Origin of the sequence: Mucilaginibacter aquatilis, assembly GCF_009755275.1 — a bacterium.
GTDB classification, from domain to species: domain Bacteria; phylum Bacteroidota; class Bacteroidia; order Sphingobacteriales; family Sphingobacteriaceae; genus Mucilaginibacter; species Mucilaginibacter aquatilis.
The window spans coordinates 304525-321403 of sequence record NZ_WQLA01000002.1 but is presented as its reverse complement, the minus strand read 5'-3'; the positions used below and the strand labels follow the sequence as shown (position 1 = coordinate 321403).

Below are 16879 nucleotides of genomic sequence, written 5' to 3'. Positions count from 1 at the left end.
ATTATTTTTTCAAGATAAACCAGTCTATCAACTTCCATATAATACCGCCCAAAAACAAAAGAATGGCAATCGTATTAATAACGTGCATTACCTTTAAATTGAAGTTTTTAGGCCGGTTCGGATCTTTCTTACGGAAGAAGTACATAAAGCAAAAGTAATAAAAAAAGGCTCCGGGTTATCCGGAGCCTTTTCAAAGTATTAAAAAATCTGGTTAAGATTATTTTTGTTTGAACTCAACACGACGGTTCATTACACGTCCTTCTTCAGTTGAGTTGTCAGCAATTGGGTTAGTTTCACCTAAACCTTTTACTTTAACACGTTTTGCTTCAACACCAGAGTTAACTAAGTAAGTTTTAACTGAGTTAGCACGGTCTTTTGATAAACGTAGGTTGTGAGCAGCAGTACCTTCAGATGAAGCGTAACCGTTTAATTCAACCATTTTACCAGAGTTTGAACGCATATCAGCAGAAACTGCATCTAATACTGAGTAAGAAGAAGTTCTTAATACTGAGCTGTCAAAATCAAATTGGATGTTTGAATAAGCTTCTGCAGTGTTAGCAGTGCTGTCAGCAGTAGGCAATTTGATTGGGCAACCAGCACCGTCAACTACTGTACCAGCAGGGGTGTTAGGGCATTTGTCAAATTGATCAGATACACCGTCGCCGTCAGAATCTTTTTTCAAATCGTTAACTGCGTTTTCAACGTTAGTAACACGACCTTTTAAAGCTTCAACTTCTTGACGTAAAGCTGCATCATACAACTCATCATACATCATAGCAACTGGGTTAACCCAATCTAAGTTTGGTTTTGAGCTTGAACCTAAAGTCCACTCTAAACCACCGTAACCGTAAGAGTATTTATCTTTAGTAGGATAAGCTCTTTTTAAAGCGTCTAAGTTATCGTCATCAGTGAAGTTAGCAGTGTAACCTAAGTTCAGAGCCCAAGCGTCTGACAAACGGAATTTAACACCAGCACCTACTGGAATAACTAAGCTTTTTACGTGGTGATCAGAACCATCAGCGTTAGTGTAACGTTGCTCAGTTGAGCTGGCAGCAGTTACATAACGTGGGTTGTACCAGATCATACCACCACCGGCAGTAACGAAGAAGTTAACTGAATTTTTGCGACGTAAGAAGTCGATAGTTGCAACGTTAACAACACCGCTTAAAGTACCTGACCAGAAACGGGTTTGGTAAGAACGCATACCATCACGAACACCACCTGGTGCATCAGCGTTATCACCGCCAATTTTACCACCGTGAGCGTCTAATTGTAAACCAAATGAGTGAGCAAGTTGCCATCTTAATGACGCACCGTAACCCAGGTTGATTTTTTTGTTAGTGTAATCATGTACACCACCGATAGCGATTACTGGTGATAATGCACCTGCATTTAAACCAAAGCTCCAGGTTTTGTACTGACCGCGGCCACCAAATACCTTGGCAGTGCCGGTTGATGTAGTGCTCATGGTTGAATCAGTTTGGGCGTTGGCTACACCAACGGCCAGCAACGATGCAAACGAAAGCGCGACTGTTTTCTTTAATGTAGAATAGTTCATAGTTTTAAGATTAAACAATTTTTAATTGTGATTTACTTTATAAAAATAGTCCTTATGTTTGGCATCGGTGTACCAAACTCCGTTCCACTTTTATAATATTGGTGACAAATAAATGGAAAAAATTGTTTTATAAAAATTAAATAAGCGTAAATCATGAAATATCTACCTATAAACAATCAATTATTTATTTATAATAGAAAAAATTTCGTTTCGCGATTAAAACCTAATTCCATTGCTGTTTTTAACGCAAATGAAGAATATACACGTAGCGGCGACCAGAATTTTGTATTTAAACAAAACCCCGACTTTTTTTACCTGTCAGGTATAGATCAGGAGCAAAGCATACTTGTTTTATACCCGGAGTGTCCTAATCCACTATACAGAGAAGTACTTTTTTTAAGACAAACCAACGAGCACATTGCTATTTGGGAAGGACACAAGTATACTAAAGAGGAGGCCCGCAAAGCGTCGGGCATCGAAGCTATATACTGGCTTCAGGATTTTGACGCCATTTTCCACAGCATTGTTAACTATGCTGAGCATGTATATATAAATACAAATGAAAATGACCGTTACCTACCCGGGGTGCCAAGCCGCGATTTGCGCTTCTTGAATGATCTACGCGTTAAGTACCCTTTACATAAATATGAACGCTCCGCCCCTATACTGCGTGATTTGCGTGTAGTAAAATCTAAAATTGAAATTGAGCTTACACAAAAAGCCTGTGACATAACACATGATGCTTTTGTAAGGGTATTAAAATTTGTAAAGCCAGGCGTTGCCGAATATGAGATAGAAGCAGAAATTACCCATGAGTTTTTACGCCAGCGCGCTACAGGACATGCCTATACGCCTATTATAGCATCGGGATTTAATGCTAATGTGCTGCATTATATTGATAATAACCAGGTTTGTAAAGACGGCGACGTTATTTTATTTGACTGGGCCGCCGAGTATGCTAACTACAATGCCGATATGAGCCGTTCAATACCGGTTAGCGGACGCTTTACCCAGCGCCAGCGCCAGGTTTATGATGCCGTGCTGCGTGTTATGAAGCAAGCAACGCAAATGATTGTTGCCGGTACTATATGGAATGAATACCACGAAGAGGTAGGAAAAATAATGACCGGCGAACTTATTGACCTCGGTTTGCTTGACCGCCACGACGTTGAAAAACAGGACCCTAAAGCACCTATATATAAAAGGTATTTTATGCACGGCACTTCTCACCATTTAGGTTTGGATGTGCATGACTATGCCAGCCGCTACAAGCCATTTGAAGTTGGGAACATTTTAACCTGCGAACCGGGAATTTACATACCAGCCGAAAACTTAGGTATACGTTTGGAGAACGACATTCTTATTACCGAAGGTGGTAACTTTGACCTTATGGGCAACATTCCGTTGGAGGCCGAACATATTGAAGAGATAATGAACAGCTAACAAAGCTGTATAATTATGACGCCCGACTGAGTACCAGTCGGGCGTTTTTATAAAGTGCACCCTGCTACGAACGAGGGCAAAAACTTCTCAATTTGTATCTTTGTGAATTAATATGGCTGACAGCACCAATACAAAGCATAACGAAAAGTTGAGCATAGGGGTTTTAATATCAACTTATAACTGGCCCGAAGCCCTTGAATTGGTGTTATTAAGCTTGTTAAGACAAACCCGTATGCCCAACGAAATCATGATTGCCGATGATGGTTCGCGGGAAGATACCAGGCAGCTTATTGACCGTTACCGTAGCCTTTTTGATATTCCCATACATCATGCCTGGCAAGAAGACAAAGGCTTTCGTAAATGTTTGGCACTTAATAAGGCTGTTAAAATGGGCTCGGCCGATTATATTATTGAAATAGACGGTGATATAATAGTAACACCAAAATTTGTAGCCGATCATGAACGTGCTGCACGTAAAGGCTTTTTTATGCAGGGAAGCCGTGCCATGCTCAATGAAGAGAAAACCACGGAAATACTCCAAAGCAAACAGATAAACTTCAGCTCACTTTCTCCCGGTGTATACAGCCGTTTTAATGCTATACGCATTCCTCTATTTTCTATGTTTTATAAGCCTAATCCGCGCAGCCCCTGGAATGTGAAGGGCTGTAATCTGGCATTTTGGCGCGAAGACTATATTAAGGTAAACGGTTACTATAATAATTTTGAAGGCTGGGGTTGGGAAGATTACGAGTTTGCCGCCCGTTTAATTAACGCAGGCATCCTAAAAAAACGGCTTAAAATGGCAGCTATAAGCTATCACATCTTTCACCGTATACACGACCGCGAAAACTTTTTACCCAACGAACTTATCTATCGTAAAACGGTTGAAGAAAAACTTACCTACTGCCCAAGCGGGTACCACGAAGTTTAATCAACCGCAACACTAAGCAAGGCAAATAGTAAAACAAACAACGCCATCTTTACAATTTTCAAACGGTTAAACCTAAATGCTTGCGGGTATGGCTTTCTAAAGCTTCCATCGGTACGGCGGGCAAAGCTCTTTACATCTGCATTAACCAAGGCGTCCCATAACCTCCCCAATTCCATCGCATTTTTATGCCAAGTTACCTGCCATACTACAGCTGGGTTAAAAGTTTTTTCAATTTTAAATGCCCGGTAAGCATTAGTTAAAACCTCGGCAAATATTTGTGCACCGGCAGCGTACCAAATGTATTTTAAGGGCACACCAACTATGTATAATGGCATTGAAATAAGCAATAACAGCAGAAGCGTTTCGGTAGTAGTGGTGAAATCGTAAAAGTTATACAGTTTAACCGGCCAAAGGCGTGCTACTTCACCAGCCCCTTGTCCGTAAAGAAACATGCGCCGTGTTTGTTGCGCACCATTGTTCCACCATGGATGTGTTACTATGGCCAGCGGGGCAGACTGGTACTGCTTTAATTCGTTTTCAAAAGCATTGCGGAATAGAAACTCCATATCCTCTGTACTTTTGGTAAGTTCGGGTAAAAACCTGCGACTGGCCAGCAGCCCACGGTTAAGCATAAAATTAGAGGTGGCCGACCAGTACATTTCTTCCTCACGTTGCGCCCGCTGAAAATGGGTAGATACTCCTGTAATATGCAGAGCTTGTGTTACCGCATTCATCACAGGAGGAAAGTTTGTTACCCCAACAAAGCCTAATGCATAAGGCTTAATATTTATTTGTTGTGCATAAGCTTCTAAAAGATTGGGGTGCGGTGTTATGTCGTCATCCAGTAACAATATCCAGTCACCTTGCCCGGCATCAATACCTTTATTTCGCGTTTTGGAGAAGCCAAGGTTATGCTCATTGATAATAAGATGCACGTTATTTAGCTGGCTTTGCTGCCAAACAGCATCAGGCACTTTTACTTTTGGGTTATCGGCAACTATGTAATAATTTACAATAACATTTGCAGGTACATCAAGCTTAAGAATAGGCAGCAAATACCGTTCATCTAATCTGAAAGAGGGTATAACTACATCAATGCTAACTGCCATGTGGCAAAATTAAAAGTATATGCTAAATCAGCACCTTAATAAACAATTATATATTTGCCCTCTTAGGCATGGAAAAAGGCAACACACATATTGAACACCCTCGCTTAAGTATAATTATAGCCACCTATAATGCTGCCAATGTATTGCCTGCTTGCATTGATTCAATTGTTGCCCAAATCTATCCGTCTATAGAGCTTATTATTGTAGATGCCCAAAGCACCGACGGAACCACAGCCATACTACAGCAGTATAATAAACACATTGGCAAATGGATTAGCGAACCCGATGAAGGCATTTATGATGCCTTAAATAAAGGTGTAGCTATGGCAACAGGGAAATGGCTATATTTTTTAGGCGCCGATGACCGCTTGTTGCCTGGCTTTAGCCAGATGGCCTTTCAGTTAAAAAAAGCTAACACTATTTACTATGGTAATACTGTTGCCGATGAGCCGCTGTTTACAGGCAAATTTTCTGCGTATCGCATGGCTAAATATGTTATCAATCATCAAAGCATCTTTTACCCGGCGGCAGTTTTCAAAAAATACAAATACAATATCAACTATAAGGTATTTGCCGATTACGCCCTAAACCTGCAATGCTGGGGCGACAAAGACTTTGATAAAAAGTATATAGATATTAACGTGGCCTGGTATAACCTTACCGGATTTTCGGCCGTAGCGCAGGATGAAGCCTTTAAGCGCGACAAGCCCGAAATTATTAAAAAAAGCATGGGTTGGGTAATGTACCTGCGCTTTTTATACAAACGCCGTAAGGAGCAAAGCCGCCCCGGCAGTAACTTTTTTTAAGCCAGCATGAAGATACTGATTGATCATCAAATGTTTTCGATACAAAAGTATGGCGGTATATCACGCTACTTTGCCAACTTGCATAGTGGCCTTAATAAGACTGGCCACCAAAGTACTATTACAGCACTTTATTCGGAAAACGAATACGTTAAACACGAGCCTTTTTTGTTCAATAATAATATAGGTAGAAAGCTATTTGCCGGTAAACAAAAAAAGTACTACGCCTGGAACCGCCGCTACTCACGCTGGAATGTTAAGCGGGGAAATTTTGATGTATTCCATCCAACGTTTGATGATCCTTACTTTATAAAGTACCTTAAAAAGCCCTGCGTAGTTACCATACATGATATGGTACACGAGCTACACCCGCAATATATTAGCAACGCCGCGCACGTTGCTTTGCGCAAAAAAGCGGTAATGGAGAAAGCCGATGCCATTATAGCTATATCCGAGTTTACAAGACAGGATATTATAAAGGTATACCCGCACATGGCCGGTAAAATACAGGTAGTACATCACGGCTACTGGGGCTTAAGCAACACGGCCCAACATAACCATACCCTACCTTCCCGCTTTATATTATACGTAGGTGAACGCTGGCATTATAAAAATTTTAATAGGTTTATTGCCGGTATAGAACCATTGTTAAAACAAGATAAATCATTGAACCTTGTTTGCGCCGGAGGTAAGGCATTTACAAAGGATGAATTGCAAACCTTTAAAGAGCTGAATGTTACCAGCCAGTGCCATCAAATGGATGTAACTGATGAGGTATTGCAGCAACTTTATACACAGGCTTTATGCTTTGCTTTCCCCTCGTTGCATGAAGGCTTTGGCCTACCACTGCTGGAAGCCTTTGCCAACCAATGTCCTGTAATTTGCAGTAACAGCAGTTGCCTGCCCGAAGTGGCGGCCGATGCGGCTGTCTATTTTGATCCGCATGAGCCTAATGATATAGGACAAGCCGTTAAAAAAGTACTGGACAATACATCACTACAGCAAGAGCTAAAGCAAAAAGGTACCGAACGCCTGGGCCATTTTACCATGGATGCTTGCGTGAAAAATACCATCAGGGTTTATCAATCGGTAATTTAAACCGGCTGCCCTGTACATTCAAAATACTTTTGCAATACCAGTAAGCTAATAAGATCTTCCTTGCGTTTATCTTGAAACTGTTTTACCCATGCATTGGCGTTACTTATAATGGTAAGCGCATCCTGCTCATGCGCTATATAGTGGTTTAACCGTTCTTCCAGGTCGGAGTAATCATCTTTTATACAGATATAATGATGGTCGGGAATTAGTCGGCCTTCCATATACCAGGTTTCATATTTAGGTTTAGGCATTACCGCAATGGAGTTTGACGACATGATCCACTTGAGATTGGTAGCCACATCCCAGCCCTCCAAACTCAAAATAAATTTATAATCAAGGTGGGTACTGATGGGAGTTTTAGGTTTTACCCAGTCGGGCTTTCCATTATTGGTGTTTACCTGTCCTAAGTTGCATAACGGGTGGTTAAAGTACATTTCCATGAACCGGACGCGATGCTCCTGGTTTACCGCCGAGCGACCAATGAGCAGATCCTTCTTTTGTATAAATGGTTTCTTATCCTTTACAAACAGGTAATGCCGTTTTTTATCAAGCTTAAGTAACACCGCATTCCTATTATCGCCTGCAACAGGTCGGCTTTTTTGAATGGTTGGCACTTCGGGTGTATTTATCACATCGCCAAACAAAAAGTTTGCATTTAGCCCACCCGGAAAGAACCGTGAGTATTCAAAAGTATCATAACGGTAAGCGCTGGGGCTTTTGAGTTTGAGTATATCTTTTAATGCGGTCGGGTCATCTCCTAACACGCTACCCATAGGAAGTTTATTATAGTAGCCAACCCGGTCGTAAATTTCAGCAGCCCCATAGTTATCTATCTCCCTCAAGCGGTTGGCAAGCGCGCCTGCGGGCAGCATACGCTTCAAAAAGTTACCAATGTAATACGGCAGCTTATTTTTCTGGATGGCGATTTCAAGATCAAACAAGTTCATTATATGCCAAATATACAAGCAGTAAAGGCAAGCTGTTGGCTAAAGCAAACCAACTTTGTTTATTACCTTTACTGCATATCCTTCAAATTAAATGAAAGTTGCCGGCTTTACCTTCATCCGCAATGCGGTTAAAAATGATTACCCCGTTGTTGAGGCCATTACATCCATACTATCCATTTGCGATGAATTTGTAGTTGCTTTGGGAAATAGCGATGACCAAACAGAAGAGCTAATACGGGGCATTAATTCATCTAAAATAAAAGTCATCAATACCGTATGGAATGAAGCGATACGGGAAGGGGGAGCTGTTTTTGCTGCCGAAACCGATAAAGCCTTTGCAGCTATATCATCAGATGTTGACTGGGCGTTTTATATTCAGGGCGATGAGATTGTTCACGAAAAATATCTTTCAATTATTAAAAAGGAAATGGAGGACAATCTTAATGATGCCAAAGTGGAGGGACTTTTATTTAAGTACCAGCATTTTTATGGTTCGTACAGCCACTACGCCCATTCGCGCCGCTGGTACCGCCGCGAGATACGCATTTTACGTAACGATAAACGCATACATGCCTACCGCGATGCACAGGGTTTCAGGCTCGGCGAGCGTAAGATTAATGTTAAACTCATAGATGCTTATATTTATCATTATGGCTGAGTGAAGCCTCCCAAAGGCCTCGAAGGTAAACTGCGTAACTTTAACCAGTTCTATCATGATGACAGCTGGATAGCCGAAAACTTGCCCGAAACATTTGAGTTTGATTTTAAAAATGCAGACCGCTTGCTACCATTTGATGGCACACACCCGGCGGTAATGCAACCGCGTATTAACGCACAAAACTGGAAACTGGAAGTGGACCCAGAAAAATTGAAAAAGAAAATGTCGTTCAGGCGTAAAGCCCTCCAAAAAATTGAAGACTGGACAGGCTGGCGCGTGAGTGAATACAGAAATTATAAAATAGTGAAGTAGTAATTAAATTCAAAAGCCACCTTTAGGGTGGCTTTTGAATTTAAAACAATTAGTATAATAACTGATCGTATGGATATCGCTCGGTATGAATGGCAATTACCTTATCATACAGCAGCTTTCTAAACTCCTCAACGTTTTCTTTCTTGAGGGCCGATATAAATATAGCCGGACTGTTATGACTGGCCATCCAACTGTGCTTAAAGTCTTCAAGGGTAAGCGGCTCTGCCGGATCTTCTGCGTGAATTGGCGTTGGCTGGTAGGCATCTATTTTATTGAAAACAGTAATAACCGGTTTATCCAATGCGCCAAGATCTTTCAACGTTTCATTAACCGTATTTATCTGATCTTCAAAGCTCGGATGCGACACATCAACCACATGGATCAAAATATCGGCTTCACGTACCTCATCAAGCGTTGATTTAAAACACTCTACCAAATGGTGAGGCAACTTACGAATGAATCCAACCGTATCTGACAAAAGGAACGGCAAATTTTCAACCACAACCTTACGCACGGTAGTATCAAGCGTGGCAAACAATTTATTCTCCGCAAACACCTCCGATTTGGAAATCATGTTCATAATGGTTGATTTACCAACGTTGGTATAACCTACCAAAGCAGTGCGCACCAGTTGATGACGGTTTTTCCGCTGCGTTTCGTTTTGTTTGTCTATTTGACGTAAGCGCTCTTTTAATAACGAGATTTTATTCAAGATCAAACGACGGTCAGTCTCAATTTGTGACTCTCCCGGGCCACGCATACCAATACCACCTTTTTGGCGCTCCAAGTGGGTCCATAAACGGGTAAGGCGGGGTAATAAATACTGTAACTGGGCCAGCTCAACCTGCGTTTTAGCCTGTGCGGTTTGCGCACGGCCGGCAAAAATATCAAGGATGAGGTTGCTTCGGTCAAGTATCTTTACTTTTAGTTCAGCCTCAATGTTACGCAGCTGCGACGGCGACAGCTCATCGTCGAAAACCACTAAATCTATTTCTTCTTCAGTTACATATGCTTTTATTTCCTCCAGCTTGCCCGAACCAACAAAAGTTGCACGATCGGGTCTTTGCATACGCTGGGTAAAGGTATTTACAGTTTTACCGCCGGCGGTATCCACCAAAAATTCAAGTTCTTCTAAGTATTCTTTGGTCTGTACGTCGGTTTGGCCAGGTGTAACCACGCCGACCAGTACAGCAGTTTCCTGCTTCACAGCAGTATCATAAAATTTTTGCTTCATTAAATATTATATATCAATTGAAATGCCAGGTTGTAAAATAAGTTAATTTAAAGTTAACAGCAGGTATTTAATGCTATTATGGCAGTTTTAGTATGTAATCACATTGATGCAGCAATTGTTTAAGTAAATTAAAGCTCCTTCACAAACTCAGCCATAGCCGCGCCCGGATTAGGCTGACGCATGAAGTTTTCTCCTATTAAAAAGCCGTTGAACCCTGCGCTTTTCAATTGCCTTATTACCTGAGTATTGCTGATGGCGCTTTCTGAGATTTTCATTACACCATCAGGTATATGCTCGGCCAGTTGAAACGAAGTTTCTACCGACACCGTAAAATCAGCCAGGTTGCGGTTGTTAACACCTATGGCATCAAGGTTATCGCACAGGCTGCGTTCAAGTTCCTCTAAATTATGCACTTCAAGCAGCACACTTAGGCCAATACTTTTGGCTAATGCAGCAAATTGCTTCACTTGCTCAGGCGTAAGTATGGCGGCTATGAGTAATATAATATCGGCACCCAGTGTTTTAGCTTCCACAATCTGGTATTCATCTATCATGAAATCCTTACGCAATAAAGGTATATCATTAAATTTACGAGCCTCGAGCAAGTCCTTCTTAGCACCCATAAAAAAGTGCCGATCGGTTAACACCGATAACGCCGATGCACCTGCAGCTGCGTAAGCCGTAGTTACATCCTTCACAGCCACCTGATCATTTATAATGCCTTTTGACGGCGATTTACGCTTAAACTCTGCAATGATACCCGTACGCGCCGGATCAAGCAAAAACTCACGGAACGATAAAGGCTCGCGCAAGAACATCTCTCGTTCTTCGAGGTGACTATATGGTGTAACGATTTTTGATGCTGTTACTTCTTTATGCTTTTTGGCTACTATCTGATCTAAGATGGTCATATGCCTTAACCCACTCAAGTGGAATTTTTTAAGTTAACTTGTTAATTCTTTTGGTCCTGTTTCTACCTTTTAAAGGGTTAGAAGTTTATACTGATGGTTGGTTTAACCAGTTTCCCATCATCTCCTTACCATATTCTGTTAATACAGATTCGGGGTGAAACTGCACGCCGCGTACATCCAATGTTTTATGACGCAAAGCCATTATCGAATCATCTTTTTCATCAACGGCAGTTATAGTCAGCACTTCAGGAAGATCTTGCTTTGATACTACCCACGAGTGATACCTGCCAACGCTAATGTATTCAGGTAACCCTTTAAACAATTGCTCGTTATTATCAGTCACTTTAACCGGGGTTGAAATTCCGTGCATAGGGCGACTTAAGTTATAAAGGCTGCCACCAAAAACCTCGGCAATGGCCTGCTGACCCAAACATACACCAAAAATACTTTTGGTTGGTGCATATGTGCGTATTACATCCAGCAGCAAACCAGCTTCAGACGGGATGCCCGGACCAGGCGATAGGATGATTTTATCAAATTGATCCACATCCTCCAGCTTAAACTGGTCATTACGCCATACCTCACACTCCAGCCCCAGCTCATTAACCAGGTGTACAAGGTTGTAGGTAAATGAATCGTAATTATCTATTATTAATATTTTGTTCATGGGTAATGGTCTGTTAAATTTCGCCGGCCAGTTCAATGGCGCGGCGCAGGGCTGCAACTTTGTTATTTACTTCATTTAATTCACTTTCGGGTACCGAATCGGCCACAATGCCGGCACCGGCCTGATAGTGCAGCATGTTATTTTTGCTAAGCAGCGAGCGAATCATAATGGCATGGTTAAAATCACCGTTAAAGCCCAGGTAACCAATAGCACCGCTGTAAAAGCTGCGTTTTATATTCTCATTTTCATCAATAATCTCCATGGCCCTGAATTTCGGCGCACCGCTCAATGTACCGGCCGGAAAGGTATCGGCCACAATTTTGAATGACGAAACATCGGGCCTTAGCTTGCCGCTCACATGTGACACCAGGTGAATTAAATGTGAATAATATTGAACCTGTTTAAAAGCTTTAACTTCTACCTGCTCGCAATGGCGGCTTAAATCGTTACGGGCCAAATCAACCAGCATTACATGCTCTGCCGATTCTTTCGGGTCGTTTTGCAATGCACGTGCGGCTTCGGCATCTTTTTCGTCGTTACCGCTGCGCTTAAATGTACCTGCTATGGGGTATATACTTGCCAAACGGTTTTTAATAGTAATTTGCGCTTCGGGCGATGAGCCGAATATCCGGAAATCGCCATAATCAAAGTAGAACAGATAAGGCGATGGATTTATAGAACGCAAAGCGCGGTACACATTGAATTCATCTCCCTGAAATTCCTGCGAAAACGCTCTCGACGGTACAATTTGAAAAACATCGCCCCGGTAAATGTGCTGCTTCATTTTTTCAACAATAGCTATAAAGCCTTCGTTGGTGAGGTTTGATTGCTCTTGTCCCTTGCTTTGGAAGTAATACTCTGGAAAATCTTTGTTTTTTAGGAGGTACTGCATTTTCTCAATACCCTTTTCATCACCCTCATTGCCATATAGATTTTGGAAAATATACAGCTCGTTTTTAAAATGATCTATTGCAATAATATATTTATAAATATGATACTGCATTTCAGTAATGCGACGGGCATCATTATCAACTTTTTTTAACTGTATAGTTTCGTAATGTTCAACGGCCTCATGGGTAAAATAGCCAAACAAACCGTTTGATATTACTTTCAACGGTAACTCATCAGTCTCAAAGCGCTTCAAAAAAGCATCAATCTGTTCAACCAAATTAAATTCACCCGGTGCAAAGGTTTCCTGGCTGCCATCAGGATATTGCTTACTGAGCGTGCCATTTCTTAGCACCATACCGGAAATTGGTTCGCAGCATATAAAGCTTAAACTATTATCGCGGCTGTGATAATCAGAACTCTCGAGCAACAGCGAGTTTGGAAATATATCGCGCAGACGCAGGTAAACACTCACGGGTGTGGTAGTGTCGGCCAGTAGCTTTTTATAAGTTGTAGTAAGTTTAAATTTTTGCATTACCTAAAATTATATAAATGAAAAAACCCGGTCGTGGTTAGCGCCGGGTCTCAAATCAGGTTTATAATTGCTTAATATCTTTAGCTCATTAATAAACAAACCACGCCGCCTTATTGCTAAGGTGCCACCAGGTAAGATTATTTAATTTCGCATTCATTACGTTAGCAAATATAGAAAGAAATATCAGGCTGCAAATTATTTATAAAAATAAATTTAATACACCGTACAATAATTTGCTATAAATATCATTACACCAAATTATATATCCGTACTATTATTTTACTTCTCTTACATTTTCATGTTTGTAATTAAGAAAAATGCAACCATCGTGGCGTTATAATGAGACTTTTCCAAAGCAAATCATTCTCTATAATCAAAAATTTAGCACCATTATTTTTACAGCAACGCCAATAAAACGCAAACCTTACACTAACAACAACATTGTTTTTTAAATTGCCGCAACCAATTTACTATTATGAAAAGACGCCAGTTTATTGAACAAATTGGAATAGCATCTTCTGCATTAGTATTTGCACCCGGCTTTTGCTTAGGTGCCGGAGGTGATGAATCGGATTTTGCACGGCGACTTAAACCCGTTGGCCGCAGGCTTGAAATGGAAGGTTACTATGTTTGGTGCAACAGCCCTATAGAAGGACCGGACGGCCGCATACACCTTTATTTTTCACGTTGGGCAGACAAGAAAAAAATGGGCGGCTGGATAAACGGATCGGAAATTTGCCATGCGGTTGCCGACCACCCGGAGGCTGAGTTTAGATTTACTGATGTGATACTAGCTCCCCGTGGCGCCCGCTTTTGGGATGCTACAACCTGTCACAACCCTTCCATAAAATTTATTGACGGCAAGTACTGCATGTTTTACATGGGCAATGCTAACGGCAAAACCAACACCAAGCGTATTGGGCTTGCCACCGCACCATCCCCCGAGGGGCCCTGGACTCGTCCTGATGCTCCTTTATTGGAAGCCGGCCCTACCGGTGCCTGGGACGACCACTGCACTACCAACCCGGCCTTTATAAAACACCCGAACGGGCAATATTGGTTGTTTTATAAATCATGGAATACGGCCGAATATGATAATGCTAAAGATTTAACAGTAAGGGGCAACCGCAAATACGGTTTGGCCATTGCAGAAACACTGGCAGGACCTTATATTAAATATGATGGCAACCCTGTTGTAGATTTTTCTAAACTCCCAGGCAACGCTCAGTTAGAAGATGCATTTGTTTGGTTAGATAAAGGAAAGTTTAAAATGCTTGCCCGTGATATGGGCATCTTTAATCATGAAAACGGTTTGCTCATGGAATCAAAAAACGGAAAAAAGTGGCAGCAACCCAAGGTAGCTTACTATGGCGCATCGCACTACAATATCATTCAACCTCCACCACCATCTTACTTAAAGAAGTACGGAAGGTTTGAGCGCCCGCAGCTATTATTTCAAAACGGCAAACCAACCTATCTCTTTACCGCATCACAAGGCGGCAAATACATGACGTCGTCATCATTTTTATTCAAGATAACTTAATCGTTCACGCGGCTGGGCTATTTTTAGACTGCTAAATTATATACCTGCTCCTAGTAGCTCTTTTAATTTGTCATCAAGTGCCTTACCGCGCAAATTTTTGGCAACAATAATACCTTTGTCGTTTATTAAATAGTTTGTGGGCACAGCATTAATGCCATACGTTAACGCCGCCCTGTTTTTATCGCCTCGTAAATCACAAAGATTTTCCCAGGTTAGCTTATCATCTTTTACTGCTTTTAGCCATTGCGCCTTATTATCATCTAATGCTATGCCTACTACAGCAAAGCCCTTATCTTTAAAAGCCGCATATGTTTTTACCAGGTTAGGGTTCTCTTCCCGGCATGGACCACACCATGATGCCCAAAAATCGAGCAGGATGTATTTACCTTTCACATCAGAAACTTTAACCAGTTTGCCTGAGGTATTTGCCTGTTCAACATCAACAAAACGGCCACCAATTTTTACATCTTTATTAAGTTTAATATACTCACTTATATCTCGCCCGTAGTGTGAAGCTTTATTAGCAGCGCTGAAATTGTTGTACAAAGAAACAGTAGTGTCTTTACCCCAAGTTGAAGAGTAAACATTAAGTATGTTGGCTGCAACAACTGAGTTTGGATTATTGCGCACATAATTACGCTCTGACTGTTTCTGCTGTTCTTCAAGCGTTTCTATTTGGGTGATGATATTTGCCCGGGCCTCCTTTTCTTTTATTGCTCTTAAAGCTTTGGAAAGACTATCAATTTTCCGGCTAACCGGCTCTTGCGTTTGAGCCAGCATATGATTTTCATCCTGGGTAGATGATCCTTTAATTACTGCCTTTTTAAACTCACCAGCCTTTAAGTTAATATCAATATTGGTGTTTTCGAGCCAAAAACTCACATAATTGGTATAACCAGCTGTGTACAAATAAACCTGTGTAGCCCTTTCTGCAATCTTACCGTTCATGGTAAACTTTCCGTTGTTTACCAAACATGAATCAATTGTTTTATCAGGCTTCGCCAAACGCAGGTACAGCCAGGTATTGTTAGGCAAGCCGGTTACATTGCCTGTTATTTTATAGCCATTTACCGGCTTACTGGTTGTTGCGGCAATTAGCGATACTAAAGCAATAAGGCCAATTATATATTTCATGTGTTAAAGTTTGGTGTTAACCAAATATAAGCCGCAGGCGCACATAAAGCGCATTCTTTTTTAAGAATTTGTTTGATGTGTTCGAAACTGCTTGAGTCAAAAGCAATGTTTCTTCCTAAAATCAAACTTCTTTGATAAGTATGTGTGAGCTGGTTACACTGTAGTGCTATTTTAAAGTACGCTTCGCTTCAGTAAATCGCTGCCAAAGCGGTAGGTAAGGGTAATTTCGTGAGATGCATTGCCCAGCCGCCCGCCAACGTTGTTTGATGCGGTTCCAAACTGATAGCTATAGCCCAATTTCAGCAAATCGGAGTTTACTGATAATATGCCGGCCATCTCATTATTGGTGCGATAGTTAAAGCCAACGCCCACCGTGTTCCTCACATAAACTGACATTGACATATCGGCTATAAACGGCACACCTTTAGTATGGGTAGCTAAAAATGCCGGTTTGGCTCTTACATCGTCTTCCTCTTTACCAAAAAGATAAGCTGCAGCAAAGTTATAGTGGTTTCTAAAAAAATCGGCTGTTTGTACCGAGGCATTGCCCAAATCACGTATGCTCAATTCAGGAACAGAAACGCCAAAGTAATATTGATCAGGCGAATACAGCATAATACCAAAACCAACATTGGGCTTATTATCGCGCACATCGTTGCGAAAAACCGGGTCGTTTGGATCTAAAGATGAATAATTTGCTACATACCGCCTGATACCGGCATTGATAGAAACACCTAAAAACTGCTTATCGCTTAGCTGAATACCTTTGGCAAAAAAGCCGTTTATTTCGGTGAGGTGTTCAACAAAAAACTGATCATTAAGCACCGTTATACCAGCCGCCGCATTCATTGATTCAATAGGCATATTACCATTGAATATGAAGGTTGTTGGCGATCCGTCTTTAATACCATTCCATTGCTTGCGGAGCAAAGCACTTAATGAGGCATTTTTATCGAGTAATGAATAAGCCGAATTAAGTGGCGTAAGGTTATTCATGTACTGGGTATAGCTAAAAAACTGCTGTGCATTAACCTGCATATGCACGCTGCTAAGAATCAGGATATTGATAACTGTAATGTATCTGAAAAAAGTGGTCATTTTAAGCGCT

Annotated in this window: 17 protein-coding genes; 7 read left to right on the top strand and 10 right to left on the bottom strand. The window is 41.3% G+C overall.

The features are described 5' to 3' along the window. Position 1: 1 nt before the first annotated feature. Both GO816_RS18955 and GO816_RS05880 read right to left on the bottom strand, forming a co-directional pair. Positions 2-145, bottom strand: coding sequence for a DUF6728 family protein (locus GO816_RS18955; RefSeq protein ID WP_317163595.1), 144 nt, complete (start codon positions 143-145; stop codon positions 2-4). Between the two features lie 72 nt (positions 146-217). Next, positions 218-1558: an OmpA family protein gene (locus GO816_RS05880; RefSeq protein ID WP_157540424.1), complete on the bottom strand. Its 1341-nt coding sequence runs from the start codon at positions 1556-1558 to the stop codon at positions 218-220. Positions 1559-1711: 153 nt separating this feature from the next. Here GO816_RS05880 and GO816_RS05875 point away from each other — a divergent pair, with 153 nt between their 5' ends. Beyond that, positions 1712-3001 (top strand): aminopeptidase P family protein, encoded by a 1290-nt coding sequence (locus tag GO816_RS05875; protein WP_157540423.1) that lies wholly within the window; start codon positions 1712-1714, stop codon positions 2999-3001. Positions 3002-3113: 112 nt separating this feature from the next. Further along, positions 3114-3932, top strand: coding sequence for a glycosyltransferase family 2 protein (locus tag GO816_RS05870; protein ID WP_157540422.1), 819 nt, complete (start codon positions 3114-3116; stop codon positions 3930-3932). Here GO816_RS05870 and GO816_RS05865 read toward each other — a convergent pair. Beyond that, positions 3929-5041, bottom strand: coding sequence for a glycosyltransferase family 2 protein (locus tag GO816_RS05865; protein WP_157540421.1), 1113 nt, complete (start codon positions 5039-5041; stop codon positions 3929-3931). The genes GO816_RS05870 and GO816_RS05865 overlap by 4 nt on opposite strands. Before the next feature lie 68 nt (positions 5042-5109). Here GO816_RS05865 and GO816_RS05860 point away from each other — a divergent pair, with 68 nt between their 5' ends. After that, complete coding sequence (locus tag GO816_RS05860) at positions 5110-5847, top strand: glycosyltransferase family 2 protein (protein WP_157540420.1); 738 nt, start codon at positions 5110-5112, stop codon at positions 5845-5847. Between the two features lie 6 nt (positions 5848-5853). After that, a complete protein-coding gene (locus GO816_RS05855; RefSeq protein ID WP_157540419.1) occupies positions 5854-6942 on the top strand; it encodes a glycosyltransferase family 4 protein in 1089 nt (362 codons plus the stop codon). On the opposite strand, the gene GO816_RS05850 is transcribed toward GO816_RS05855, so the two are convergent. Continuing rightward, on the bottom strand, positions 6939-7889 hold the full coding sequence (locus GO816_RS05850) for a glycosyl transferase family 90 (RefSeq protein WP_157540418.1): 951 nt from the start codon (positions 7887-7889) through the stop codon (positions 6939-6941). The two genes, GO816_RS05855 and GO816_RS05850, sit on opposite strands and share 4 nt — an antisense overlap. Before the next feature lie 91 nt (positions 7890-7980). Here GO816_RS05850 and GO816_RS18800 point away from each other — a divergent pair, with 91 nt between their 5' ends. Together GO816_RS18800 and GO816_RS18795 are read left to right on the top strand one after the other, a co-directional pair. Next, complete coding sequence (locus GO816_RS18800) at positions 7981-8547, top strand: glycosyltransferase family protein (protein ID WP_232336503.1); 567 nt, start codon at positions 7981-7983, stop codon at positions 8545-8547. Continuing rightward, entirely contained in the window at positions 8548-8859 is a 312-nt protein-coding gene (locus GO816_RS18795; protein WP_232336502.1) for a hypothetical protein, read from the top strand. Between the two features lie 49 nt (positions 8860-8908). On the opposite strand, the gene hflX is transcribed toward GO816_RS18795, so the two are convergent. The 4 genes from hflX to GO816_RS05825 all read right to left on the bottom strand — a co-directional run bounded on the left by hflX (position 8909) and on the right by GO816_RS05825 (position 13094). Continuing rightward, positions 8909-10093: a GTPase HflX gene (gene hflX / locus GO816_RS05840; protein WP_157540417.1), complete on the bottom strand. Its 1185-nt coding sequence runs from the start codon at positions 10091-10093 to the stop codon at positions 8909-8911. A gap of 128 nt (positions 10094-10221) precedes the next feature. Next, positions 10222-11004, bottom strand: coding sequence for an indole-3-glycerol phosphate synthase TrpC (trpC, locus tag GO816_RS05835; protein ID WP_157540416.1), 783 nt, complete (start codon positions 11002-11004; stop codon positions 10222-10224). Between the two features lie 85 nt (positions 11005-11089). Then, complete coding sequence (locus GO816_RS05830; protein WP_157540415.1) at positions 11090-11671, bottom strand: anthranilate synthase component II; 582 nt, start codon at positions 11669-11671, stop codon at positions 11090-11092. A 13-nt stretch (positions 11672-11684) separates the two neighbouring features. Continuing rightward, positions 11685-13094, bottom strand: a complete 1410-nt coding sequence (locus tag GO816_RS05825) for an anthranilate synthase component I family protein (protein ID WP_157540414.1) — start codon at positions 13092-13094, stop codon at positions 11685-11687. A gap of 475 nt (positions 13095-13569) precedes the next feature. Between GO816_RS05825 and GO816_RS05820 the strand changes: the two genes are divergently transcribed. Further along, complete coding sequence (locus GO816_RS05820; RefSeq protein WP_157540413.1) at positions 13570-14637, top strand: glycoside hydrolase family protein; 1068 nt, start codon at positions 13570-13572, stop codon at positions 14635-14637. Between the two features lie 36 nt (positions 14638-14673). On the opposite strand, the gene GO816_RS05815 is transcribed toward GO816_RS05820, so the two are convergent. Next, complete coding sequence (locus GO816_RS05815) at positions 14674-15771, bottom strand: TlpA disulfide reductase family protein (protein WP_157540412.1); 1098 nt, start codon at positions 15769-15771, stop codon at positions 14674-14676. Positions 15772-15942: 171 nt separating this feature from the next. After that, positions 15943-16869 carry a PorP/SprF family type IX secretion system membrane protein gene (locus GO816_RS05810; RefSeq protein WP_157540411.1) on the bottom strand — a complete coding sequence of 309 codons (927 nt, stop codon included), beginning with the start codon at positions 16867-16869 and terminating at the stop codon, positions 15943-15945. Positions 16870-16879: the final 10 nt, after the last annotated feature.